This window comes from Paenibacillus ginsengarvi, from assembly GCF_003626695.1.
GTDB classification, from domain to species: Bacteria; Bacillota; Bacilli; order Paenibacillales; family NBRC-103111; genus Paenibacillus_AB; species Paenibacillus_AB ginsengarvi.
Genome location: NZ_RBAH01000004.1, coordinates 83053 through 107907, shown reverse-complemented (window position 1 = coordinate 107907; position 24855 = coordinate 83053). Strand labels below are relative to the sequence as shown.

Annotated in this window: 22 protein-coding genes; 15 read left to right on the top strand and 7 right to left on the bottom strand. The window is 56.6% G+C overall.

Going from position 1 to position 24855, the window contains the following annotated elements; translation table 11 throughout:
- Positions 1-180 precede the first annotated feature (180 nt).
- On the top strand, positions 181-2424 hold the full coding sequence (locus D7M11_RS07275) for a helix-turn-helix domain-containing protein (protein ID WP_120746507.1): 2244 nt from the start codon (positions 181-183) through the stop codon (positions 2422-2424).
- A 19-nt stretch (positions 2425-2443) separates the two neighbouring features.
- Positions 2444-4033 carry a type 2 periplasmic-binding domain-containing protein gene (locus D7M11_RS07270; protein ID WP_120746506.1) on the top strand — a complete coding sequence of 530 codons (1590 nt, stop codon included), beginning with the start codon at positions 2444-2446 and terminating at the stop codon, positions 4031-4033.
- Between the two features lie 106 nt (positions 4034-4139).
- On the opposite strand, the gene yfbR is transcribed toward D7M11_RS07270, so the two are convergent.
- On the bottom strand, positions 4140-4733 hold the full coding sequence (gene yfbR, locus D7M11_RS07265; RefSeq protein ID WP_120746505.1) for a 5'-deoxynucleotidase: 594 nt from the start codon (positions 4731-4733) through the stop codon (positions 4140-4142).
- A 16-nt stretch (positions 4734-4749) separates the two neighbouring features.
- Positions 4750-5610 carry a polysaccharide deacetylase family protein gene (locus D7M11_RS07260; RefSeq protein WP_120746504.1) on the bottom strand — a complete coding sequence of 287 codons (861 nt, stop codon included), beginning with the start codon at positions 5608-5610 and terminating at the stop codon, positions 4750-4752.
- Positions 5611-5848: 238 nt separating this feature from the next.
- On the opposite strand from D7M11_RS07260, the gene D7M11_RS07255 reads away from it, so the two are divergent.
- The 6 genes from D7M11_RS07255 (at position 5849) to D7M11_RS07230 (ending at position 12896) form a co-directional block, all read left to right on the top strand.
- Complete coding sequence (locus D7M11_RS07255) at positions 5849-7381, top strand: fumarate hydratase (RefSeq protein ID WP_120746503.1); 1533 nt, start codon at positions 5849-5851, stop codon at positions 7379-7381.
- Between the two features lie 29 nt (positions 7382-7410).
- Positions 7411-8397, top strand: a complete 987-nt coding sequence (locus D7M11_RS07250) for a bile acid:sodium symporter family protein (RefSeq protein WP_240040988.1) — start codon at positions 7411-7413, stop codon at positions 8395-8397.
- Positions 8398-8585: 188 nt separating this feature from the next.
- A complete protein-coding gene (pnpS, locus tag D7M11_RS07245; RefSeq protein ID WP_120746502.1) occupies positions 8586-10382 on the top strand; it encodes a two-component system histidine kinase PnpS in 1797 nt (598 codons plus the stop codon).
- Positions 10383-10548: 166 nt separating this feature from the next.
- Entirely contained in the window at positions 10549-11265 is a 717-nt protein-coding gene (locus tag D7M11_RS07240; protein WP_120746501.1) for a response regulator transcription factor, read from the top strand.
- 203 nt (positions 11266-11468) lie between these two features.
- Entirely contained in the window at positions 11469-11942 is a 474-nt protein-coding gene (locus tag D7M11_RS07235) for a ferritin-like domain-containing protein (RefSeq protein WP_240040987.1), read from the top strand.
- Positions 11943-12008: 66 nt separating this feature from the next.
- Entirely contained in the window at positions 12009-12896 is an 888-nt protein-coding gene (locus tag D7M11_RS07230; RefSeq protein ID WP_120746500.1) for a methyltransferase domain-containing protein, read from the top strand.
- A 103-nt stretch (positions 12897-12999) separates the two neighbouring features.
- On the opposite strand, the gene D7M11_RS36335 is transcribed toward D7M11_RS07230, so the two are convergent.
- Entirely contained in the window at positions 13000-13164 is a 165-nt protein-coding gene (locus tag D7M11_RS36335) for a hypothetical protein (protein WP_158606492.1), read from the bottom strand.
- A gap of 129 nt (positions 13165-13293) precedes the next feature.
- Here D7M11_RS36335 and D7M11_RS07225 point away from each other — a divergent pair, with 129 nt between their 5' ends.
- Positions 13294-14232, top strand: a complete 939-nt coding sequence (locus D7M11_RS07225) for a hypothetical protein (RefSeq protein WP_120746499.1) — start codon at positions 13294-13296, stop codon at positions 14230-14232.
- Positions 14233-14523: 291 nt separating this feature from the next.
- Here the strand turns inward: D7M11_RS07225 and D7M11_RS07220 are convergent, their stop codons facing one another.
- Together D7M11_RS07220 and D7M11_RS07215 are read right to left on the bottom strand one after the other, a co-directional pair.
- A complete protein-coding gene (locus D7M11_RS07220) occupies positions 14524-15681 on the bottom strand; it encodes a DUF3626 domain-containing protein (protein WP_240041009.1) in 1158 nt (385 codons plus the stop codon).
- 55 nt (positions 15682-15736) lie between these two features.
- Positions 15737-16768 (bottom strand): helix-turn-helix transcriptional regulator, encoded by a 1032-nt coding sequence (locus D7M11_RS07215; RefSeq protein ID WP_120746498.1) that lies wholly within the window; start codon positions 16766-16768, stop codon positions 15737-15739.
- 123 nt (positions 16769-16891) lie between these two features.
- On the opposite strand from D7M11_RS07215, the gene D7M11_RS07210 reads away from it, so the two are divergent.
- Positions 16892-17785 carry an SDR family oxidoreductase gene (locus D7M11_RS07210; RefSeq protein ID WP_120746497.1) on the top strand — a complete coding sequence of 298 codons (894 nt, stop codon included), beginning with the start codon at positions 16892-16894 and terminating at the stop codon, positions 17783-17785.
- Positions 17786-17878: 93 nt separating this feature from the next.
- Positions 17879-18244, top strand: coding sequence for a cupredoxin domain-containing protein (locus tag D7M11_RS07205; RefSeq protein WP_120746496.1), 366 nt, complete (start codon positions 17879-17881; stop codon positions 18242-18244).
- A gap of 243 nt (positions 18245-18487) precedes the next feature.
- Here the strand turns inward: D7M11_RS07205 and D7M11_RS07200 are convergent, their stop codons facing one another.
- Positions 18488-19204, bottom strand: a complete 717-nt coding sequence (locus D7M11_RS07200) for a Crp/Fnr family transcriptional regulator (RefSeq protein WP_120746495.1) — start codon at positions 19202-19204, stop codon at positions 18488-18490.
- A 225-nt stretch (positions 19205-19429) separates the two neighbouring features.
- On the opposite strand from D7M11_RS07200, the gene D7M11_RS07195 reads away from it, so the two are divergent.
- The 4 genes from D7M11_RS07195 to mobA all read left to right on the top strand — a co-directional run bounded on the left by D7M11_RS07195 (position 19430) and on the right by mobA (position 22686).
- The gene (locus tag D7M11_RS07195) at positions 19430-19555 is read left to right on the top strand and encodes a cytochrome c oxidase subunit 2A (RefSeq protein WP_120746494.1); all 126 of its coding nucleotides are present in this window, start codon (positions 19430-19432) and stop codon (positions 19553-19555) included.
- Between the two features lie 31 nt (positions 19556-19586).
- Complete coding sequence (locus D7M11_RS07190) at positions 19587-20057, top strand: cytochrome c oxidase subunit II (protein WP_120746493.1); 471 nt, start codon at positions 19587-19589, stop codon at positions 20055-20057.
- A gap of 16 nt (positions 20058-20073) precedes the next feature.
- Positions 20074-21744, top strand: coding sequence for a b(o/a)3-type cytochrome-c oxidase subunit 1 (locus D7M11_RS07185; RefSeq protein ID WP_420817791.1), 1671 nt, complete (start codon positions 20074-20076; stop codon positions 21742-21744).
- Between the two features lie 306 nt (positions 21745-22050).
- Positions 22051-22686 carry a molybdenum cofactor guanylyltransferase gene (mobA, locus tag D7M11_RS07180; RefSeq protein WP_120746492.1) on the top strand — a complete coding sequence of 212 codons (636 nt, stop codon included), beginning with the start codon at positions 22051-22053 and terminating at the stop codon, positions 22684-22686.
- Positions 22687-22725: 39 nt separating this feature from the next.
- Here mobA and D7M11_RS07175 read toward each other — a convergent pair whose 3' ends face one another.
- Positions 22726-24531 (bottom strand): methyl-accepting chemotaxis protein, encoded by a 1806-nt coding sequence (locus D7M11_RS07175; protein WP_120746491.1) that lies wholly within the window; start codon positions 24529-24531, stop codon positions 22726-22728.
- Positions 24532-24855: the final 324 nt, after the last annotated feature.

The window sequence follows — 24855 nt, the reverse complement described above, 5'->3', positions numbered from 1 at the left end:
CGCGGTACAGAATAGAGCAGGGCAGTCGCAGGGCGGGTAGGTGCATTCCTGCCTGTAAGGCGACTGCCTGCATTTGCACAGACCGGTTCGATTGACAGCGCAGCGAAACCGCTTTAAAATCGTCTAAACGGGACAACCAGACAAACGAACCGTTACCGTCGATGCAAGGGGAATCGTTCGATGAGAGCGAAATTAAAGCAAACCTCGATTTACTATAAATACATGGTTTCCTCCGCCATTTTGCTCGTTTTCCCGCTTATGCTGCTCGGTTATTCCGGCTATAACCAGCTTGTAGGCATGATCAACAGGACGGTCGAGCAGAGTAACAGGGAGATGCTGGAACAGATTGGGCGGGGCGCCAACGACAAACTGATTGCGATGAACAAAATTGCCGGACGCATCGCCTCGAATCCGGAGCTGACCCCGTATGCGCTCGGACAAAGTTTGTACAACGGCTACCAGGCGAAGCGGCTGCTGGAATATAAGATGACGGACGATTTTATTCACGAGCTGTTTTTGTACATCCGGGGGGACGAGGTTTTGTACTCGCCCCTTAGCACGTATCAGCTGCCGCTGTATATCAACGACATCTACCGCTACTCCGATTGGAACGAAGAACGGTTCCGCCGCGATCTGAACACGTCGTCATCGCCCGCTCTGCGTCCTGCCGAGCCCGTGAAGATGTCCTCGCAAAACGAAATCCGCTTCGTTACTTACATGGTGCCGATCCCGGTCGGCAGCCAAAATCCGTACGGAACGGTGCTGTTTCTAATCAAGGAGGACGCCCTGCTGAATACGGCGGGGCTGCCCAGTATGCTCGCCAAAGGAGCGGTTTACGCGTTCGATGAGCGTCACCGGCTCGTTTCGTCGTCGGCAGCGGAATCGATGCGCCTGGATGATCTGTACGAGCAAATTACGGCACACCCCAATTTCTCGATCGTTTCGCTGTTTGAAAGCGATTACTACTTGTCTTACACGCATTCCGACCAGTCCGGATGGACGTTTGCGACGCTGCTTCCGGTTGCCGACGTGATGAATCCGGTTACCGAGGCGGCCGTGCGCTGGGGCGAATCGATTTTGCTCATCTTTTTGCTGGGCGGGGCGATTACGTACTTCGTGGTCCGTTACAATTACAATCCGATCCGGCGTTTGGCCAAAACCGCCGAGGCGTATCTCGGACGAGGACCCAGGCCGAAAAACGAGCTTGACGCCGTGCAAAAGCTGATCAGTTCGATGGCGGAATCGAACCGCCAGCTCGGGCAAACGATGGAGCAGAACCGCGAAGCGATCCGGCAGCATCTGCTGCTTAGTCTGCTCAAGGGCGAGATCGAAACGCCGGAGAAGCTGGCGGAGCGGTGCGCGGATGCCGGCATCCGTTTCGAATACGGCGAATTTCTCGTATTTATGCTGGACGGGATCGATCACGACGAGCAGGCGCTGGGCAAGCTGGCGGAACAGATGCAAGGCGCGGGCGAGGAACGCATCCATACGTTTCGCAAGGAAGGGTTGGAGCAGTCCCGGCATATTTATATCGCCTGCACGGATTGTACGGGAGACGAGCTTACCGGCTGGTTCGAGCGGCTGCACCAGAGGCTGCGGGAGACGTTCGCGTCCAGGCTGACGATCGGCGTCGGCCGGTCCTACGCCGATCTGACCTTTGTCGGAAGATCGTTCATTGAAGCGTCGACGGCGATCGACTACAAGCTGATCCGCGGCAGCAACAAAGTGATCCACTTCGGCGACATTCCGTACGACCAATCGTTCGGCGACTGGTTTCCGAGACAGGAGCTCGAGCAGTTTAATTTGCTGCTGCGTCAGGGCGGATCGGACAAAATCGCTTCGGCCGTGCAGGGCATCGCGGACAAGATCAAGCAAAGCGAAATGACGCTTTTCGCAGCCCGCTGCGTTTGCTACGACATCATTAATACGGTGATGGATACGGCTTACGCGTTTCGGGAACAATTTCCCGAGCGGCCGGCCCGATTCCCGGATGTGCTTACCCTGATGCAATTCGATACGGTAGAAGAGCTGGCCGAGCTGATAACGGAAGCATGCGTGGAGCTGGCGCTGGCGAAGGAACAGAACGAATCGCCGGAAGAGGACAGGCTGATGGCTTCCTTGATCGGTTATATGAAGACCCACTACAACGGAAGCGATTTCTCCGTTCAGAAAATGGCGGACGATCTGTCGTTGTCGATGTCTTATATAAGCCGCTACTTCAAGGAGAGGACGGGACGCACGATTACGGATTATTTGAACCATATTCGTATCGAAGCGGCTAAGGAAATGCTCAAGGAAGAAGTGTTCTCCATCAAAGAGATCGTGCAGCAGGTCGGCTATTACGACGATTCCAGCTTTATTCGCAAGTTCAAGGCGCTTGTCGGCATGACCCCGGGCGAGTACCGCAAGCTGCACAAAACCTAAACGGTGGCGAGGGACCTTCATGAACAACGTATCGGCCCGACTGGCGGGCGTAATGGGCGCTATATGGCTGGCGGGAAGCCTCGCGGGCTGCTCGGGCAAAACGCCTCTGCAAACGGAGCAACCGGGCTCCGTGACGCTGCGCGCAACCGGTTTGCCGATTACGGAGCGGCCGGTAACGCTGCAAATGGCCGGCTTGTACGGCTTATCCGGACAGAAGCCGTTCGGGCAGCTGCCGTTTTTTCAAGAGGCGGAACGCCGGACGAACGTGCGGGTCGAATGGCTGATGAACGGCGCGAACGGCTGGCCGGAGAAAAAAAACTTGATGTTTTCCAGCGGCGAGCTGCCGGACGCTTTTTACGGCCATTATGCGTTGTCGAATCAGGAAGTGATCCGTTATGGGACGCAGGGCGTGCTCATTCCGCTGGAGAAGCTGATCGAGCAGTACGCGCCGAACTTAAACCGTATTTTGGAGCGCAGTCCCGAATACCGCAAGGAGTTGACCGCGCCCGACGGTCATATTTATTCGCTTCCGACAATCGACGAGAGTTATCCGTCGTCCAAGGACAGCCTGTTTATCAACAAACGCTGGCTCGACCAGCTCGGCCTTCCGCTGCCGGAAACGACGGAGCAGTTTCTCGAGGCGCTGCGCGCGTTCAAGGCAAACGATATGAACAAAAACGGCAAACCGGACGAAATTCCGTTCACGTTCCGCATTCACGGGAACACGGGCATTTATTCGATGTTCGGTTCGTTCGGGCTTACGGATAAGCAGGACCATATCGTGCTGCGCGACGGCAAAGTGCTGTTTTCCCCCGTTCAGCCCGAATACCGCGAGGCGGTCCGCTATTTCAGGCGGCTGTTTGAGGAAGGCCTGATCGACCGGGAAGCTTTTACCCAGGACAGCAATGTGTACAGCACGAAAATCCGAACCGGACTCGGCAAAATCGGCGCCTTCTCCGGCTGGTCGCTGCACTCGTATTTCGAATCGATCGAAACGAGCGATTATGTGCCGCTGCCGCCGCTTCAAGGGCCCAAGGGAGATCGATTGTGGAACCGCGGGGCGGTCGGTCTGCTCAGCAAGGGCGCATTTGCGATCACTTCGTCGAACCGCTACCCGGAAGTGACGATGCGCTGGATCGATTATATGTACGATCCGCTGGTCAGCCTTCAGGCGATGAACGGGAACGTCCGCGATCGCGAGGACGGTTCGCTCGAAATCGTGCCGGCGCCGGAAGGGATGACGGCAGGGGAGTACCGGCACCTGGTGTCGCCCGGCTCGACGTCCGTGTTCGCCGTGACGAAGGACATCTCGGCCAAGCTGCTCGAGTCGCCGGCCAGCAAAGAAAAGAAGGCGCTCGACCGGTTGTACGCGCCGTACATGGAGAAGGACATCTATCCGAACGTTTACTTTACGGCGGAGGAAAACGAGAAGCGGTCGCGGTATTATACCGATATCGACGCTTACGTATCGGCTATGCTCGTCAAGTGGATCGTGCAGGGCGGCGTCGACAGCGAATGGGACGAATACGTCAGGAAGCTGGGGGATATGGGCCTCGGTCAAGTGATGGACGTATATGAGCAGGCGTATGCCCGCTATAAAGGCAAATAAAGCCGGTCCCGGCGGAACGGCTGATGAAGGGCGGCGATTTATGCGGCATGGGAGCGTCTATCGCTTCATACCGCCAAACCGGCCGTTTTTTTCTTTTCCGCGTCTCTTAAGCTTCGTCTCCGTTCAGTTCATCCAGCGTTTTTTCGAGACTCGGGGCAAAGTGCTGCAAAAAATAGCGGATTTCCGGCATGTCGAGCTTTTCGATCGACTGTTCGATCTGCTTTTTGGCGACGGCGAATTCCCGGTTGCCCGCCGACAGCTCGGAGACGCACTTCAAGTAGGCGTCCAGCAGATCGGCCGCTTTGATATAACGTGCGTGCTCGGGGTTCGACTTCTTCGCTTCGATCAGCGGGCGGTATACCGGCTGCAAATGATCCGGCACCATGCCGACAAGGCGCTCGGCGGCAAGCTGCTCGATCTCGCGGAAGTTGCGCAGGATGTTCGGATTATGATGCTTGACCGGGGTCGGGATGTCGCCGGTGATCACTTCGGTTGCATCGTGGAACAGCGCTTCGGTTACGATCGACTCCGTCGGCACATTTTTCTGGTACACGGTGTTGGCAATCGTGCACAGCGCATGGGTAAGCAGGCAGACGTGGAACGAATGCTCGGCGACGTTCTCCCGGACCACGTTGCGCATCAGACTCCAGCGCTCGATATATCTTAGCCGGTACAAGTAAGCGAACAAATGACTGTCCATGAACGGATCACCTCTTTTAGGAAGCAGCTTTCGGATTCGCCACGATGCGGCGCAGTATCGTCTGATGCAGCCGCTCCGGCGATATGTTCGGGCTTCCGGCGTTAATGCGCGGAATTTGCAGCGGATTGCGGCTTCTGGTGGCCATTTCCGGCACGATCGTGAAGGCGAAGTCGATGCCCGCTTCCTTCAGTAGCTCTGCCGAGGTGCGATCGTATACGCCATACGGATAAGCGAGCGCATTGATAGGCTCCGGCCCGAGCGGGGTCATTCGTTCGATACATGCAGCTGTATCCGCGGCGATACGGCTGCGGTACTGCTCCTCCGTCTCCTTGGCGCCGTCGATTACGAGTCTGTGCGTCATATACGGAGTGACCGGATCGTTATGCATGCCATGCGTATGGCACTGCGCGCTGATGATGCCGGGCCGGGCCGACGTCATCTCCCAAACCTGGACGGGGGTCATATACGGCGGCTGGTACTCCTGCGGATTGTCCTGCTTGTCGGTAATGACGAACACGGTGGCGGGCACGCCAAACTTACCCAGAATCGGGTAGGCATGGCTGTAAAAGCTTTCGTAGCCGTCGTCAAAGGTGACGAACACGGCGTTGTCCGGCACGGCGCCGCCCTTCATGAAGTTTTCGAACTCAGCGAGCGAAATAAACTGATAACCTTTGTCGCGCATATACGTAAGCTGCTGCTCGAACAGGGCAGAGGTGATCGTCGAGGAGCTCTCGTCGGTATCATGGATATGATGATACATAAGGACCGCTACCTGGTCGGAGTAATAGGCGCCGCCGCGCGTAGCGTTCAAGGACGGCAGCAGCAGCGTGATCCCGATCAGGAGCAAGAGCAGGGCCGTTATCGTAGATTTTTTCATCGTTTGCCGCTCCTTGCCGGGACGAGGGCGTCCCTTTTTTTATCGTTAAAGTTCCGAAGCTTTTCTATATTATACAACAGGAATAGCGATATGGCGTTTCTCGGCCACAGCCTACACGAATTCGACAAATGCTCACAGAAATCCTTCCCGGTCGTTGTCAAAAATAATTCTAAAGTGGTATGATCGAATGAAGAGAATTCATTCTAGTTTTTACGCCCGAAAGGAGCATTCCCAGAGCATGAAGCAGTTCCAGGAAAGCATGTACAAACTTATCGTAGAAACGTCGACCAACTTGCCCGCGGACGTGCGCCGGGCCATTCAGCGCGCTCAGGAGCATGAAGACGAAGGCACGCGCGCGGCGCTGTCGCTTTCGACGATTTCCGAGAACATCACGATGGCGGAATGCAACGTTTCTCCGATATGCCAGGATACCGGAATGCCGACCTTTTTCGTGCATTGTCCGGTCGGAGCGAACCAGATCGAGATGAAGAAGGACATTATCGAGGCGGTGCGGCTGGCAACGAAAAACAGCAAGCTGCGCCCGAACTCGGTCGATTCGCTGACCGGCGCGAACAGCGGCGACAATATCGGTCCCGGCGTTCCGGTCATCCACTTCGAACAGTGGGAGAAGGACCACATTGACGTGCGGCTCATTCTGAAGGGCGGCGGCTGCGAAAATAAAAACATTCAATACAGCTTGCCCGCGGAGCTGGAAGGCGTCGGCAAAGCCGGCCGCGATCTGGACGGCATCCGCAAATGCGTCATGCATGCGATCTATCAGGCGCAAGGTCAAGGCTGCAGCGCGGGCTTTATCGGCGTCGGCATCGGCGGCGACCGCACGACCGGCTACGAGCTCGCCAAGCATCAGCTGCTTCGCGGCGTGGACGACGTTAACGCGAATCCTGAGCTGGCGAAGCTTGAAGACTACGTAATGGCGAACGCGAATAAGCTCGGCATCGGTACGATGGGCTTCGGCGGCCAAGTAACGCTGCTCGGCTGCAAGGCCGGCGTCATGGACCGTCTGCCGGCGAGCTTTTTCGTCTCGGTCGCCTATAACTGCTGGGCGTTCCGCCGTCAAGGCGTTGTGCTCGACGCGGCAACGGGCGAAATCAAGGATTGGGTGTACGAAGGCGGCAGTAATGTGGCAATGGCCGAGCCTGGCCAACGCGAGAACGCTTCGGAAGGACGACGCGAATTCGTGCTGCAAGCGCCGATTACGGAAGAGCAGATCCGCGAGCTTCGCGTGGGCGATGTAGTCGTCATCAACGGGGCGATGCATACCGGCCGTGACGCGCTGCACAAATATTTGATGGATCACGATGCGCCGATCGATTTGAACGGTCATGTCATTTACCACTGCGGACCGGTTATGTCGAAGGACGAGAGCGGAGAGTGGCATGTGCGCGCCGCCGGGCCGACGACAAGCATTCGCGAGGAGCCGTACCAGGGCGATATTTTGAAAAAGTTCGGACTTCGCGCAGTTATCGGCAAAGGCGGTATGGGGCCGAAGACGCTCGCCGCGCTTCAGGAGCATGGCGGCGTGTACTTGAACGCCATCGGCGGCGCTGCACAATATTATGCAGAGTGCATCAAGAAGGTGGACAGCGTTCATTTTATGGAGTTCGGCGTTCCGGAAGCGATGTGGCATTTGCAGGTGGAAGGGTTCGCGGCGATCGTAACAATGGATTCGCACGGCAACAGCCTGCACGCCGAGGTCGACAAAAGCTCGCTGGAGAAGCTGGCCGAGTTCAAGCAGCCGGTATTCAAATAAGCCCATAGGACGGGAATGAAACCGAAGTTATGGAAACGATAAGAGAGAAGCCGTTCGGCATCCGCTTCAACAATTGGTTCGAGGCGAAAATGTTCGTTATTATCCCGGTATCGATGATACTCGGGTTTTTCTTTTACAAATGGTTCGAGAACGGTACGGCGCTCGTCCCGTATCTATTCGCTTATTTGACGTTCGTGATGGCGCTCGGCTGCAGCCCGAGCCAAGTGCGTGCCGCTCTGCGGATGCCGCTGCCGATCTTGATGACGCTCGTGCTCGTGCACGTCATAGCGCCGCTAGTCGCGTACGGAGCCGGGACGCTGCTGTTCGGGGCCGGCTCGCCGTATATCGTCGGGCTCGTCTTGTTCGCGGTGATCCCGCTCGGCGTCTCCTCCGTCATTTGGGTCGAGCTGACGGGCGGCAACGTACCGCTCGTGCTGTCCATGATCGTTATCGATTCGCTCATCAGTCCGTTCGTCGTTCCGTTTGTGATCGACCTGCTGTTCGGCGCCGATATTCATTTTAACCATCTGGCCGTCATGAAAGATTTGCTTATTATTATTTTCATCCCGACCGTGCTGGGCGTAACGGTAAACGCGCTGACGCGCGGACGGGCGAAGCCTTGGTCGGCGAACTATACGGCCCCGACCTCGAAGCTCGCGTTCGTCGGCGTTATTTTGATTAACGCCGCCGCGATCGCGCCGCATGTGTTCGAGATGAAGGGGGAACTGCTCCGGCTTGTGCCGATCGTACTCGTTTTTGTGGCATTTTGCTATGTGCTCGGCATGTTCGGTGCTCTGCCGTTCCGAAGTCGCGATGTGAGCGTCGCGATCACGTACAGTTCCGGCATGCGCAATATTTCGCTCGGTATCGTCATTGCCTTGCAATATTTTGATCCCGCTGCCGCCGTCCCCGTCGTTATGGGCATTCTGATCCAGCAGCCGATGGCGACGCTGCAGCATCGTTTACAAAAACTTTACTGGCAAAAGCGGACGGCCGGGAGTACGATAACGCAGTGATACCCCAATTCACCCCCAAAAGTGGAGTCTGCCTTCGCAGCGTAGTCCAAATACTTTTGGGGGAGCCCCCGATTCACCCCTAAAAGTGAAGCGAAGCTCCATTCGGGTGTTTTTGGGGACGCTGGTCCAAACTATATAATACCGATCGTGTTTATAAGGCCCCATGTGAAGGAGTGGACGGTTGTTCCATGAACAAGTTTCGGACGCGGCTGGCGCTGCTGATGATCGCGCTGATCGGCTGTTCGGTCCTGTGCGCCGGCGTTTTTGTGGCCGTTATGCTGGAGCGTTCCCATCTGGGCGCGCTTCAGGACAGCATGAAGCGGGAAATCCAGATCATTCTCGCGACGATGCCGGAGAACGCGAAGCAGTACGAAAACCGCAACAGCCTCTTTTTTACCGAGAGAGCGGAATATCTCAAGCAATCAGCCGGCGCGAGGGTGACTTTTATCGCGGCGGACGGAACCGTTCTCGGCGACTCCGATCTGGACCCGCAGCGTATGGACAATCATGCCGCCCGTCAGGAAGTTCGGGAAGCGATGGAAAACGGTGTCGGATATTCGAAGCGGTTCAGCGACTCGACCGGAGGCAATATGCTTTATGTGGCCATGGCGGTACGAAGCGGCTCCGATGTTGTAGGCTACTTGCGCCTGTCGATGGGACTCGGAGAGATCGAAAGCACGATTCGCCACATTTGGCTGGGCTTGCTCGGCGGCCTGCTCGTTGTTTTTTGCATTGCGGGCCTGATCAGTTTCCGGATCGCCTACCAGCTCACGAGACCGATCGAGAAAATAACGCGCGTCGCGCGGCAAATTACGAAGATGAACTACAAGTCGCGGGTCTATATAAGCAACCGCGATGAAGTCGGTCAGCTCGGCCAGGCGATCAATACGATGGCGGACAGCCTCCAGCAGCAAATGCACCGCATTCTGGAGAACGAAAGCCGGTTATCCAGCGTGCTCGACAATATGGTAAGCGGCGTCGTCATGATTGACGGCGACGGCCGGATCGTGCTCATGAACCGGTCGGTTGAAGATATTTTGGGCGATGTATCGTCCGAGCTGATCGGCAAGCCGTATGACAACGCCAAGCAGCCTTACGAGCTAGTCCAGCTCATCAAGGAATGCATCGACCGGGGAGAGCATATTCGCGACGAAATCAACTTTTATTTCCCCGACGAACGGATCGTAGAGGTTAATCTGGTGCCGATGCGGGGCGTGGAGGAGGAATGGCTCGGGCTTGTCATCGTGCTGCACGACATTACGGCGATCCGGCGACTGGAGAAGGTGCGCAGCGAGTTCGTCGCCAACGTGTCCCATGAGCTGAAAACGCCGGTAGCGGCGGTTAAAGGTTTTGCCGAGACGCTGCTCGCCGGTGCGATGAACGACCCGGAGATCGCGAAGTCGTTTTTGCAGATCATTTATGATGAGAGCGAACGGCTGAATCGGCTGATCGGCGACATTCTGGAGCTGTCCAAAGTGGAGTCGAAACGGGTTCCGCTGCTGTTCTCCCCCGTCCATCTGAACAGCTTCGTCCGCAAAACGCTCGATATGATGCAGTCGTCCGCGGTCAAGAAGGACATCAGCCTGGACATGCAGGTCGACCCGGAGCTGTATATGGAGGCGGACGAGGATCGGCTGCGGCAAATTATGATCAATTTGCTGTCCAATGGCATTAACTATACGCCGGAAGGCGGGAAGGTGAAGGTGCAGGTCGAGGAAGTGGCTGCCGCAGGAGACGGGGGCGAGGATAAAATCCGCATCACGATATCCGACACGGGCATCGGCATTCCGAAAAAAGACCTGCCTCGCATCTTCGAGCGTTTTTACCGCGTCGACAAAGCTAGATCGCGCAGCTCCGGCGGGACCGGGCTCGGTTTGTCGATCGTCAAGCATCTCGTCGAGCTGCACAAGGGCTCAATCCGCGTGGAAAGCGACATCGGACTCGGCTCCAAGTTCATTTTGGAGCTGCCTGTGATTCATTCCTAGCGGCCTTCTCGCAGGGAGAGCTTTACACTGCGGAGGGTTGGTAAAAACGCAAACGGGAATATTCTTACACAATAAAATTACGATAACCTTTATGCAATCTTTACAAACTTGTGATAAGCTTGGATAGCGCGAAACAAATTGCAAAGTTCGCTGGGGGTTGCCATGCATGTCTAAACAAATACTCGTTATTGAGGACGAGCCGACGCTTGCTCGTCTGCTGTCCTATAATTTATCGCAAGAGGGCTACAAAACTACGCTGGTCGATCATGGCGGAGCAGGGCTTCAGACCGCTCTCGAGTTATCGTTCGACTTGATCATACTCGACATTATGCTTCCCGGCATGAACGGTTTCGAAGTGCTGGCCAAGCTGAAGCAAAAAGGCGTTCTTACGCCGGTCATCATCTTGACGGCGCGGAATGCGGAGGAAGAAGTCGTGCAAGGCCTCAGAGCCGGGGCCGATGACTACATTACGAAGCCATTCGGCGTAGCGGAGCTACTGGCCCGGGTATCCGCCGTTTTGCGCAGATCGGGCAGCGATATGCCGCTCATCGCCGACGAGCCGGAATCCGGTAAAGTGATTCAGGCTGCGGATTTGAAAATTTATCCGGAGAAATACGAGGTTGTGCTGAACGGCGAGCAAATTCAGCTTCGCCCGAAGGAATTCGAGGTGCTGCTTTATTTGGTTCAGCGGCCGGGAATCGTTGTTACGAGAGACGATCTGATGAACGTCGTTTGGGGCTTTGATTATGTCGGCGGCCAGCGCACCGTAGACGTACACGTCAGCTCGCTGCGTAAAAAGCTGGAGATGAATCAGGAGACGGTGCAAATCGACTCGATTCGCGGTCTCGGTTATAAGCTCGTCATTCACACCAACAAAAAATGACATTTCCCGGGAAATCGGGACAATCGGACAGGTCGGACGCCAAGCGTTCGGCTTGTTTGCGTTTGTTCCGCGCAAGTACCGTTTATAGAAAAGGACGATTGCGCGGTCTTTCGTCAAATACCGGCTTCAGGCCCGCTTCCGAACCTTTTCGGCATAGGCGCATACAAATGAAAGTATTGCTGCTATGACAGGAGGAGTTTCTTTTGTATTGGTTGTTGCCTTACTGGGTCCGCATGGAGTTTGTGCCGGTTTGGGCGGTAAGTATGCAGCAGGCGCTGGACTTGATCAAGGAAGCGGTTCAGGGAGAACGAAACGACGAATTGTTTTATGACGAACTGATTAGGCTCGCACCGACCAAAGAGCAAGTGCAGATGATTGAATCGATACGAAATGACGAGCGGGGGCATAACCGGATGTTCCGCGACATGTTCAGAGCGATGACCGGTCAAGAGATTAAAGGGATCAGCGATGAAAGTTACGAGAAGGTACAGTCGTATGAGGAAGGGCTGAGCCGCGCCTTGCAAGGGGAACTGGCGGCGGTAGAAAAGTATCGAAAAATTTGGTTCGGACTACCGACCGGCATTTACAAAGATACCGTGAACGGGATCGTATGGGACGAATTGAAGCATGCGGACAAATACAATTACTTGATTTCGTTGAATCGGGCAAAAGGGTGATATGATTGACATATAATATATGTTATTATACCATATATTATATGTCGTAATTTCAAAGGAGCATCTATGTCTGAAGACAAAACGAAGCGTCTGACCGTCTACCTGCCTGATCGGCTTAAAAGCGATTTGAACCGGATGGCGGAGGAGACGGGGTTGTCGATGACGCAACTGATCGTAATGGCTACGCACGGGCTCGTTGCCAACTATAAGGCGAACGGCGGCGGCCTCTTTGCCAGCCTGATCGAGCCCGGCCGCAAAGAGCAGGGTGTCCTGGCGGAGCGCATGGCCGTCGTCAATCGGGAGAGGAGCGACATGCAGATGTACTACGGCGCTCGCGCCCGCGAGTTCGAGAGCATCTACGAGCGGGACGATACCGGCTATCAGGCCGAGCTCGCGCTGCTCGCTGACCGGCTTGCGAATGCGGTCCGGGACCGCTCCGTGCTGGAGCTCGCTTGCGGCACCGGCTATTGGACGGAAAGGGCGTATCCCTCTGCTAGCAGCGTCACAGCCGTTGACATCCGGCCGGAAGTGATCGAGATTGCCGAAGAGAAACGGCTCCCCGCTCCGAAGGTTCGTTTTAGACTCGGAGATGCGTACGAGCCGGAGGATATTCCCGGATCGTTCGATGCGGGAGTCGCCTGCTTCTGGTTTTTGCATATTCCGAAAAATAAGATCGAGCCGTTTCTGGACAAGCTTCACGCCCGACTAGGCAGCGGCGCGGTAGTGTTTATGGCGGATAACGTTTATGTGGAAGGCAGGGGCGGCGAACTGATCGTGAAGGAAGACAGCGAAGATACGTACAAACGAAGAGTGCTGGCTGACGGCTCGCAGCACGAAATTTTAAAAAATTATTATAACGAGGATGAACTGAAGCAGCTGTTCGAGCCGATCTCGCTCAACTTGACCGTTTTCGTCGGACAAAGCTTCTGGTACGTGACTTATGTAACGCCTTGATTGTACCGGCAAAGTCCGGCCGGCTAGTAGCGGGAGTATGGCGGGCTGCCTGTCAGGGCAGTCCACGCCGGCTATGCCGCCCGAAGCATCTGGTCGCCGCAGGTCAAAGGGGAGCGCTGTCCGGATTGGTGTTGATTCGGCCGTCCGGCTCCATATCGACCGGCTCGCCTCCATCGTCGTCCACGAGCATGCCGAGCCGCTCGTGCGCCTCCACGTCCTCGCGAATATCGCGCCGCACCGCTTTTTGGCGAATATCGTTCGTTTCCATCGGTTTCCTCCTTTCTTCTTCCTGCCTTAGCTTGTCCGTAACTGCCGCCGCTATTCCCAATTATACGTAGCGCTGAAACATCCTGATCTCCTAGTACGTATGAATAGAAACGATAGGGAGGTACTGCCGATGTGGGAAACGCTGAATCAAAGGCTGGAGGAAGCAAACGAAAAACGGCAGCTTAAGCTGAAATGGGAACGAAAGTTGGCCGGTGCGGAGGCACGTATTCGGGAGCTGCAGCGCAGCTTGCCGGGGCTGGAGCTCCAGCTTGAACGCGAAAATCGCGATGTCGAGCAGCTCACTAAGCTGTCGCTGACCAATTTATTTCATACAATATTGCGCAGCAAGGAGGAGCAGCTCGAGCTGGAGCGCCAGCAAGCGCTCCAAGCCGCTTTGCGCCTGCAGGAGGCGAAGGAGCAGCTTGCCGAGCTGGAGCGGGAGCGTGCGGCGGCCGGCGCCGGGCTCGCGGACGTGCGGCTGGCCGAGGACGAATACGCGGCGCTTCTGCACGAGAAGGAAGCGGCGCTGCTGGCGCATTCGCCGCAGCTGGCCGGACGCGTTCGCGAGCTGGATGCGGATATCGAGAGCGAGCTCGGCAAGCTCGCCGAGCTTAGGGAGGCCGAGGACGCCGGCAACAGGGCGCTTGCGCTGCTGCGGAGAGCCGCCGAAAGCTTGAGCAAGGCGGAAGGATGGGGCAAGTGGGATATGCTCGGCGGGGGCACAATCAGCACCTACATCAAACACGGCCATATCGACGACGCCCGCTCCATCGTGCAGGAAGCGCAGCGAAAGACGCGGCAGTTCGAGAAGGAGCTGGCCGATGTCGGCAGACATGCAGGCGTCCGCTTCGATATTAGCGGCGGTCTCGAATTTGCCGACTACTTTTTCGACGGGCTCATTACGGACTGGATCGTCCAGGGCAAAATCGAACGTTCGCTCGAGCAGGTGCAGGCGGCGCGGAGGAAATTGGATCGGGTCGTCACCGAGCTGGAGCGGGAGCGAAAGACTGCGGAAGCGAGCCTTACATCGCTGCGGGCGCGGCGAGCGGGGATGATTGAGCAAGCTTAGCGTACGGCGCGTGAGCAAAGCCGCCATTATGGAGCTTTGCATGCAGTAGTGCTCTTTCGAGCATACCACGGACCAAAGGCTACAGTTTGCGGGTATTTAGTGCTCGAAAGAGCATTAGTAGTGTCAGTGAGCGGCAAAAAATGGGCTTGAGCCCGATCCGGCAGCAGATAACGCTCTTTCGAGCACTACCGCAGCGCAGACGTCACGGTTTGCGAGCGGTTAGTGCTCTTTTGAACATTAAGCTGCGTCAATATGCTGCTGAATGTTGGGATTGAGCGCACTGTCAAACGACTACGATTCGAAAGGCTGCCCGTAACGAACAAGCACGTGCCACAACTGCTTAATGTGCTGAAACGTCTCGTCCGGCGTCCCCCAGTCTTGCCAACTCCCGGGAGATTCGTGAAGGGAAACGGCCGCCTTCCCCAAGACGTGCGCGTCCAGCCAGCCCGACGCCGATCCGAATTCGCGGTCGATCCGCAAAGCGAACGGCGGCATGGCCGGCCCCCGGAAGTCATCCGGCACGCTAACCACGGTGAGGCGGAAGCCGGGATGCCAGGCAAGCTCGAACGCATATTTGGTGCTCAAAGCTTCGAGCACGCGGCCGACAGCCGTTCCCCGAAACGAAGGGTCGGCAACGAGCGCTTCGACGTCGGCGGACAAATCGATCGCTCCGTGCACCTGCGCTTCGATATAATCGTCGAGCGCTCTGCCGATACCGGCGCCGCGCCCGTCTGGCTCCCGGCGGCCGAGCAGCCGCACGAGCGAGACGATGTTTACGCCGGAAGTACCAAGCGCGGCCTGGTTCGTCTCGCACGCTTCGAGCAGAGCGGCGGCAAGAGGCTCGAACGCATCGGCCGTGCCGATAGGCTCGGGCCCGGTATGGCTGTCGCCGAACGTAAACGTGCAGCGGTCCGTCACGCTGCGGCGCAGCCGGAAATAGCAGGAGCCGAAGCGCGGCGCGCCGCCGTCCTCGTAGTTCATGACGTTAAGAGCGCCGTATTTGGGCCGCTCAACGCTGCGCACGCCGGGAGCCTGATAGGCACCGCCGAATAACGATTGTTCCCACCCGTCGCGACTGCCGCCGGGATAGGCGGTGCGGCTCCCGTTCGTAACGCCGGTTTCGAACTGGCTCCGGTACACGCCTTCCCGCAGAAGCCCCTCCGCGACCGAATACCCGGCAGACGAGATTCGGTCGGGATGAAAATTGAGCGTGACGCGGGCATGGGCGATCATATTCCGCACCAAAACGCCAAAGGCGCTCTCCTCCGCGTCTGCGCGCTGCATAATGGCGCCAGCCTTGGCGCAAGCGCTCTCGCTCGCAGCCAGAGCGGCGGCGCGCACACAGCCCAGCGCTGCGGCTTGTGCCGGCGTCAAACTGCCGGGCAGCGTCCCCGCCTCGCAGCGCTCCGAACCGGAAGCGCCTCCTCGTCCGTACGATCCCTCGTTCATCACGTCCATACTCCTCCTTTGCCGTCTGAAGGTGTGCTCCCGGTCCCGAACCGGTTCACTCCGGGGAACCACCGGAATCCCGGCTCGGCTCTTGAATCTTCCCGTACCATTCTGCCGCCTCGGCCGCCATGGCGGCAATTCGCGCGCGCAGCCCGGCAGGTTCTATAAGCTCGCCGTTCCCGCCGAGGGATAATGCCAGCCGGCAAGCTTCTTCCTCCGTTTGGAACCGAATCCGGTAAACGCTCCATCCGTCCTGTTCATCTCCACGTTCCAGAACGGTGGCATATTTCCACATCTGCACGAAATAAGCCGATTCCGCCCGAACGCGAAGCTTCGCTTCGAATCGCGGCAAATTTGCGACAAACCGCTCCTTCGACGCGTCCCAGTACGACGCCAGTTGGAAGTCCGGCGGCCGGACCGCCCGCTCTTCGGTCAACCCGCACTGGACAATGCGGGATACCCGGTATGTACGTACATCACCGCCCGCTCCCGCATTACCGGCATTACCGGCATCTTCGCCTTCGACCGAGCCGATCAAGTACCATACCGTTCCTTTCATGACGAGTCCGAGCGGGGAAAGACGCCGCTTCGATGACGCACCGCCGCTCTTCTCATAAGTAATGATAATCTGTCTCTCCTGCAGCGTCGCCTCCAGCAAAACCGGCAGCGCATCCGCCGCTTCCGAGTAGTTCCGCCAGCCGTTCGAATCGAGGTAGATACGCTCCCGTACGAACTCGGCCATACTTCTTCCCTTGCCGGGCAGCGCGGCCAGCAGCTTGATGAGCGCGCCTTCGGAAGACCGGCGCCAGCCCAGATCGTCAAGCGCCTTATCCGGCACGGAGAGGAACAGCGAGGCGATTTCGTTTTCCTGCAGCCCCGTCAGGTTCGTGCGGTAATCGTTCATGAGGCGCCACCCTCCGCCGGTTCCTCTGTCGGCCGCCACCGGTACGCCCGCCGAGCTGAGCGACTCCATATCGCGGTGAATCGTCCGCTCGGACACCTCCAGCCGCTGCGCCAGCTCGGCGGCCGTCATTTTGCCGTACGTTTGCAGCAGCAGCAGGATGGACAACAATCGGTCTGCTCTCATCGGATGCAATCAACTCCCTTATGCAATAAATTGTACTATATTCAATATGACAAAAGACGTCAACAATGATGCGATACACTAAAAAAAGTTGGGCCCAAAACGAGTCCGAAAAGGAGCAAACTTATGACCCCAAACAGACCGCTTGCAGGAAAAGTCGCCGTCGTGGCCGGAGCGACGCGGGGAGCCGGAAGAGGCATCGCCACCATGCTCGGCGAAGCGGGTGCGACCGTATACGTCACGGGACGCAGCACGAGAGGAAATCCGCAAACCGAAGGCAGGCCGGAGACGATCGAAGAAACGGCGGACATGGTGAACGCCCGCGGAGGAATCGGTATTGCCGTTCGTACCGATCATACGGTGGAAGCGGATGTGAAGGCGCTGTTCGAACGAGTCGACCGCGAGCAGAACGGCCGGCTCGACATCCTCGTCAACGACGTATGGGGAGGGGATGCGCTCAGCCAGTGGAACACCCCGTTCTGGGAGCATTCGCTGGATAACGGCCTGCTCATGCAGCAGCGAGCGGTGCATTCGCATATCATTACGAGCCACTATGGAGTCCCGCTTATGGTGCGCAGGGGGGAAGGGCTCGTCATCGAAATAACGGACGGCTCCGATTACCGGTATAGGGGCACCTTGTATTACAGCTTGGCCAAAATATCGGCGATTCACCTGGCTGAAGCGATGGCGGCCGATCTGAAGCCGCATGGCGTAACGGCGCTGTCGCTCACGCCCGGATTTTTGCGCTCCGAGGCGATGCTGGATATTTTCGGCGTAACGGAGAGCAATTGGCGGGATGGGGTGGAGCAAGACGAGCATTTCGCACAGTCGGAAACGCCTTCTTATATCGGCAAAGCCGTCGCTGCTTTGGCGGGCGATCCGAACGTCCGGGAGAAGTCCGGCAAATCGTTTATGTCGGGAGACCTCGCGGAGGAGTACGGCTTCTTTGATACGGACGGCTCGCGGCCGAACTGGAATACGTATTACAAAAAAACGTTCCAGCAGCCTCCCGAATTGTGACAACAATCACATCCTCCGCCGTCCGCAGCGGCTACAATGGAATCATCGACCGGTTCGAAAGATTGTATTACATTGACGGGCGGAGGAGAGCAAATGAGAGCATGGATCGTTTCGGTGGGGGTTCTTTTATCGGTATTGCTGCTGCTGTCTGCGTGCGGCAAGCAGGAGGAAGGCGCGTCGGGTACGGCAAGCGGAGAAACGAAGGAAGTTACGATCGACGCGAAAAACTTTGATTTCGATGTGAAGGAAATCAAGGTAAAGAAAGGCGACACGGTCAAAGTCACGCTGAAAAATAGCGAAGGCAACCATGCTGTCAAATTCGAAGGATACAACAAAGAAGTGAAGGGCAATCAAACGATTACGTTTGTAGCCAGCAAAACGGGAGAGTTCAATTACATCTGCTCGATCTTTTGCGGGGACGGCCACAATAAAATGACGGGCAAACTGATCGTCGAATAATCGCCCTTATACGAAAAAAATAGCTCTTGCCGGAAATGTCCGCAAGGGCTGTTTTTGTTGAGAGTCCGGTGAATAACTCCACTACAGGTTTATGAATATGCCTCCGATCGCTCTTGTTCCCAAATTTTCTCATTCAATAGACCCCGATGAGGTGAAAATTCGGGAACAAAGGCGAACACTAACGTTTCTCCGGCATCATTCAAAACCCTCCGTTCAGTTATTCACCGAACCTTTAGCTGTCCGCTACATGCGGCAAATTTCTTTCGGACACATCTCGCAGTGGCAAATCGTACGGAGATATTCTAGATCCCGGACGATGATGTAGCCGTCGTCGCAGCGGATGACGTCCGCCTGCTTCAAGTCGCTAAGCATCCGGTTGACGCTTTCCCGGGCGGCCCCGATATAGTCGGCCAGCTCCGTATGGGTCATTTTCTCGCTGATGAGAATGCCGCCATCGTGAGGCTTGCCATACGAGTTCGTTAAACGGATCAGCGTCGAGCACAGAGCGCCCTGTTTGCCGTAAAGCATCAAATCCTGAAATTTCGTTTGCGTCATGCGGTGCATGAGCCCCATCCATTTCATAAATTCAAGCGCCAGATCGCCGTGCTGCCACAACAGAACCTCCAGATCGGACTTCTGAATCACCCCGAGCACGCAATCCTCGATCGCCTTCGCGTTGAAGCCTTGCTTCGAATTGCCGCAAGGGTCGAACTGCCCGAGGATATCCCCTTCCTGAAACCGGTACAGCACAAATTCTTTCCCGTCGCTCGTCGACTTGGTCAGCTTCACCCGCCCTTGCCGGATGTAGTACAAGTTCCGTGCGGAATCGCCCTCCAAAAATAAATACGATCCGGCGGGAACTTTATGTTCGTACATAATGTCGTGCAGCTTGGCCATATTCGGCTCCGAGAAGATGAGCGTGTTAGATGTGCGCTGCAAAAGCGGGCGGGTTTTCTCCATACCGTTTTCCTCCTTGACGTAAAGCGTCCATATCTCAAGTATATTCGCGTTTTCTGAAAACGGGTGTGATCGATGTCACACTTTCATGAACGTTAACGAAGATTGCGAGCCGTTAGCGGCCGCCCGTAACAAATTTTTAACAGGTACAGACCCGGATTGTGACGATTGTCACAGTGGCGGCAACGCCGTCCGTTTTACACTTGGGTTACGAGGGGAGGAAACGAGATGAACAAAAAGCAGCCTCAGGGCGAACCGTCGTTAAAAGGTACGTTTGTGTCTGTTTTGCTGCTCGGAGCGTGTATTGCGGCGATGTGGCTGGCCGTATTCGTGCTGTTTATCGCCCGCTCTTAAGCTTACTATGATTCGGGGAGGTCATCGGTAGATGCATATTCACCGTTTGGAAAAAATTTGGCTCGCGATCGGCATATCCATGCTGTTCGTCTTTCTGGCCGTCGTCGGAGTCGGCGCGTTCGCAATGGGGATGGAGCCGCCTACAAGCCATCGTCACTCCATCGATCCGGAGAAGGTCGAACAGACGGCGCCGTTTGACAAGCCCGGACTGGAGAAGGTCGGAGACAAGGAGTATAACGCGTACATGATCGCCTACGCCTTCGGCTACAAGCAGCCGAAGATGGAAATACCGGCAGGCTCGACGATTCATTTTCAAGTGACGAGCACCGACGTCGTTCACGGCTTTCAAATTCCGGGTACGACGGTTAATATGATGGTCGTGCCGGGCGAAGTCAACCATTTCTCCTACACCTTCACGAAGCCGGGAGAATATTTGATTATTTGCAACGAGTACTGCGGAACGGGCCATGAATTTATGTCGACGACGATAATCATCAAATAGAAGGGGGGACCAACACATGCATAACCAAAAGACCGGAAGCGCGATGGACCAGCAGCCGTTTGACCGCAAAGACGCGGCGCTTGTCCTTTCGCATATTCTGTTTGCATTCGGGGCCCTGCTTCTCGGCGGGATCGCCGGGATGCTGCAAGGCATGGTGCGGGGCGGCACGATTACACTGCCGGCCGGCATCGGTTATTATGAGCTGCTTACCGCTCATGGCGTACTGATGGCATTAATCTTCACAACGTATTTCATTATCGGCTTTCTGTACTCCGGCGTGGCGAAAAGCCTCGGCGGAACGCTGCTCCCCGCCTCCCGGAAAATGGGGTGGGCCGGATTCATCCTGATGTCGGTCGGCACCGCGCTCGGGACCGTTATGATCCTGCTCGGCAAGGCGACGGTGCTGTATACGTTTTATGCTCCACTGAAGGCGTCTCCGTGGTTTTATATCGCCCTCGCTCTTGTTATCGTAGGCAGCTGGTTCAGCGGCATCGGCATCATTCAGAGCTACCGGCATTGGCGGAAGTTGCATCAAGGCCGAATGTCTCCGCTGTTCTCGTTCATGGCCGTCGTGACGATGCTGATGTGGATGATCGCAACGATCGGCGTCGCGGCCACGGTGCTGCTGCAATTTATTCCGTGGTCGTTCGGCTGGGTGGATACGATTCAAGTGATGGTCAGCCGCACGCTGTTCTGGTATTTCGGCCATCCGCTCGTTTATTTCTGGCTGCTGCCGGCTTATATGTGCTGGTATGTCGTCATTCCGAAAATTATCGGCGGCCGCATCTTCAGCGATGCGCTTGCGCGGCTTTCGTTTCTGCTGTTCCTGCTGTTCTCGATTCCGGTCGGCTTTCATCATCAGCTGATGGAGCCAGGCATTTCGCCGCTATGGAAGTATATTCAGGTCGTCTTGACCTTTATGGTCGTCATTCCGTCGTTAATGACCGCATTTTCACTGTTTGCGACATTCGAAACGACCGGCAGAGCCAAAGGTGCGAAAGGGCTGTTCGGCTGGCTGAAGGTGCTGCCCTGGAAAGACGTACGTTTCTTCGCTCCGTTCATGGGGATGCTGATCTTTATTCCCGCAGGGGCGGGCGGCATTATCAATGCGAGCAATCAGATGAACGCCGTCGTGCACAATACGCTTTGGGTAACGGGACATTTTCACTTGACGGTGGCAAGCAGCGTTGCGCTTACGTTTTTCGGCATCGCCTACTGGCTGATTCCGGCTTTGACGAACCGGGTGCTCACTCCCGCCGTAAACCGGCTGGGCATCATCCAAACGATCATATGGATGGTAGGCATGTTCTTCATGTCCGGTTCGATGCATACGGTCGGGCTGCTCGGTTCTCCCCGCCGTACGGCGTATACGACGTATCAGGATCATACCGATGCGGTGCTGTGGATGCCGTACCATGTGGCGATGGCGATCGGCGGTATCATCCTGTTTGCCGGCGTGCTGCTGCTGATGTTTAATATCGTCTGCCTGCTGCGCGCGCCGAAAGGGTATACGGAATATCCGCTCGGCGAAACGGCCGAGACGGCCGAACCGACGCCGAAGCTGTTCGAGCGTTGGGGCGTATGGGTCGGGGTGCTTGTCGTCCTCATTTTGTTCGCTTACACGATTCCGTTTACCGAAATGCTGAATAATACCGGACCCGGCTCCAAGCCGTGGGTAACGTGGTAAAACGATCCCGAAAACTACAAGCTCGCACGCTTGTAGTTTTTTTGAACGATATGGAATATATAAGTTTTCGGGCCGTTTGAACGAAAAGAGGAAATTCTATACCAAGAAAAACCTCCGCTAAAACGCGGTCGCTCCCCCTTGAAATACGTCGATAGACGTTTTTCTTAACGATATAGATCGAAGCTGGTCAGGGGTAAGGCAGGGAAACGGAAGCGGAAGTTCCGCTATGGATGGAGGAACGTCACTAACCGGGCAAAGCGGAAGCTTTTCTAAGCCATCCATTCAGAAAGAGGGGAGGGTTCGAACATGGAGAGAGGTGCCCCGGAGATGGACCTGTACCGGCTGCACGGGCTTTCCGGCGTTATTTTGACCGGAGCGCGCCGCGCCGGACAAGGGGGGACGAATAAGGCTTTGCTCCCGAACGGGGAGGAGGAGCTCCTCCAGCGCCAAGTTCGTATCATGAAGCGGAGCTGCGAGGAGGTGATCGTCGTCGCGCCGGACCCGAAGACGTACTTGCCGCTCGTGGACCGGGACGTTCGCATTATTACGGACCGTTATCCGGGAAAAGGGCCGCTGGGCGGGCTGCACGCCGCCTTGTCGCTCTCCAGATTCGGCGATTTGTGGGTAGTGGGGAGCGGGATGCCGAGCTTGTCGCCGGAGGCTGCCGGCATGATGCTGGAGTGGAAGCGGGAGCACGGGTACGATGCGGTTATTCCGGTTATCGGCGGCAGACAATACCCGCTTCACGGCGTCTACGGCAAAACATGCACCTCCCCCTTGAACGCGATGCTGGCTTCGGCCGATTTTCGCCCGGAGATGCTGCTCGCATCGGTGCGCACGGCGGAAATGAACGAGCTTATGTTCCGCGAACGCGGCATTCCGCCGACGTTCGTGCAGACCATCCAAACCGGAGAGGAGCGGCGCGATGCCGTGCGGCCGTAAGCGGCGGCCGCACCGTTCATTCGTCCGCCTGGAGGCCGCCTACGGGCGGCCCGGCTCCGCACGGCTGCCCCCAGGTATCTCTTCGCCGCCCTCGGGCTCGGATAAAGCGGCAAGCTCAGGAGCCGCTTGCTCGCCGATACGGAATTTGCCGATTTCGGCGAACAGGTTTTCGGCCAGCTCGTGCATCGCATCCGCCTGCAGGGCGATCAGCCGTACCGACTCGTTCTGCTCCGCCGAGGCGACATTCACTTCCTGCGCGCCTGCGGCCGATTGCTCGGCGATTGCGGCCATATGCTGCAGCGCGTCCGTCAGGACGGCGCCATTCTCCTCCGCCTTCTTTACCTTGGCATGAATCTCATCGGCCCGGTCGTACAAAGCTTCGATCGACAACTTGATAGAGCAGAACGCTTCGAGCGTGTGCTGCACCTTAGCGCCCTGGACACGCGAAGCGTCTCCGGCTACCGTCATCGCCTCTGTCACCTTCGTCATATGAGCTTGCAGGGCGGCAACGAGTCCGGTTATGGACTGTGCCGAAGCTTTGGACTGCTCGGACAGCGAGCGGACCTCGTCCGCAATAACGAGAAAGCCTTTGCCGTACGCGCCTGCGCGGGCCGCCTCGATCGAGGCGTTCAACGACAGCACGTTCGTTTGCTGGGCGATTGCCGTAATCGTATGTACGATTTTGCCGATTTGTTCGGCTCCAAGCGTAAACGCCTCGAACGCCTGCTCGGCCTGATGGAGCATCGCCTCCGCCTGAACGGCCGCTCCCTCCAGTTCCGCCACGGCCTCCGCCCCCGTCTTCGCCTGTGCGTCCGCCTGCTCGCCGAGCCGCTTCATCTCATCCGCGGAGCGGGCGATTTCCCGAACCTCCTGTCCGAGCTCGCCAACGAGTCCGGCGCTACTTTCCGTATAGGCGGCCTGCTCGTTCGAGCCGCTGGCGATTTCGTTAAACGCCTTCATCACTTCCGCATTGGCTGCGGCGGTCGTTCCGGCGAATGTTTTGAACGAAGCGGAACGCTCATTCAGCGATTCGCCGATATCGCGAAGCCTGGCGAGCATGCCGGCCACGCTGCCGATCATCGCATCGAAGCTGCGTCCGAGCTGGCCGAACTCGTCCGAGGAGACGGAATCGACGCGGTGGCGCAGATCGCCGTCGCCGATCCGGCTCATCGTGTGCCGCATGCGGCGGATCGGCTTCATGAAGGAACGGACGAGCGTAAGCGAGACGAATACCGTCAGCAGCAGAACGAGTCCGGCTGCGATCAGAAGAACGGTGACGGAGCCGTTCATTTTTTCGTTTGTGGCGGCAACGGCCGCATCGGCGTCGGTCGAGTAATCGAGATAAAATCGTCCGACGAGGTCGAAGATGACGTCTCTTTGCACTTGCGTTTCCTTATATAGCGATTCCGTGTTTTTCTGAATATCGCGTTCCGTCAGACTGTTATTGCGGATAATGTTGACCGCCCGGTCGAACAGGTCGAGAAATTCCGTCTCGGCCATAATCATCTGGCTTCTCCATTGCCGCTGATCGTCCGTCGACGCCGTTTCGCCGATTGCCCGAATCATGTCCTGGAACGTTTGGCGTTTCTCGATAAACTTCGCGACGTACGCTTCGTCGCGGGAGATCATCAGCCCCGATGAAATATCCTTCATTTCCTGCACGAGCACCTTCAGCTCAAGCGCCTCGAGCTGTAAGCTCACCTTCGCGTTTTGCCGGTGCAGCTGCTCCTTTATGCCCTGGGCCTGCTGCAAGTTGAACAGAGCGGCCGCGGCGAACAGTGCGGCTACGACGGCGAATCCGACCATCAGCTTCGTTTTCCACATGAATGTAAGTTTGCCTGCCATATGTGTCCCCTCCTATGTCTAATGGCCTACTAAGAGGAAGTATAGCCCGGCAGTATTAACGATAAAGACTTACTTTGTTAAGAACGTGTAAAATTGCGTTCCGTGCCGGCTCAAAAACAAGGCAAGTAAATATCGCGAAAATTTGCCGTGAAAATTTACATCCGCTTAACGTTTCGCGTGTTTTGCATTAACAATCGGTTGGTACGATAGGTGCTGTAAGGGAAACGTCAACGAACGGTTCGGACAAACGGTCCGAATCGATACACACAAAGACAAAGGGAGGACAATTCACAATGTTTCAAGTGATGTCGAAAAAAATGTTTT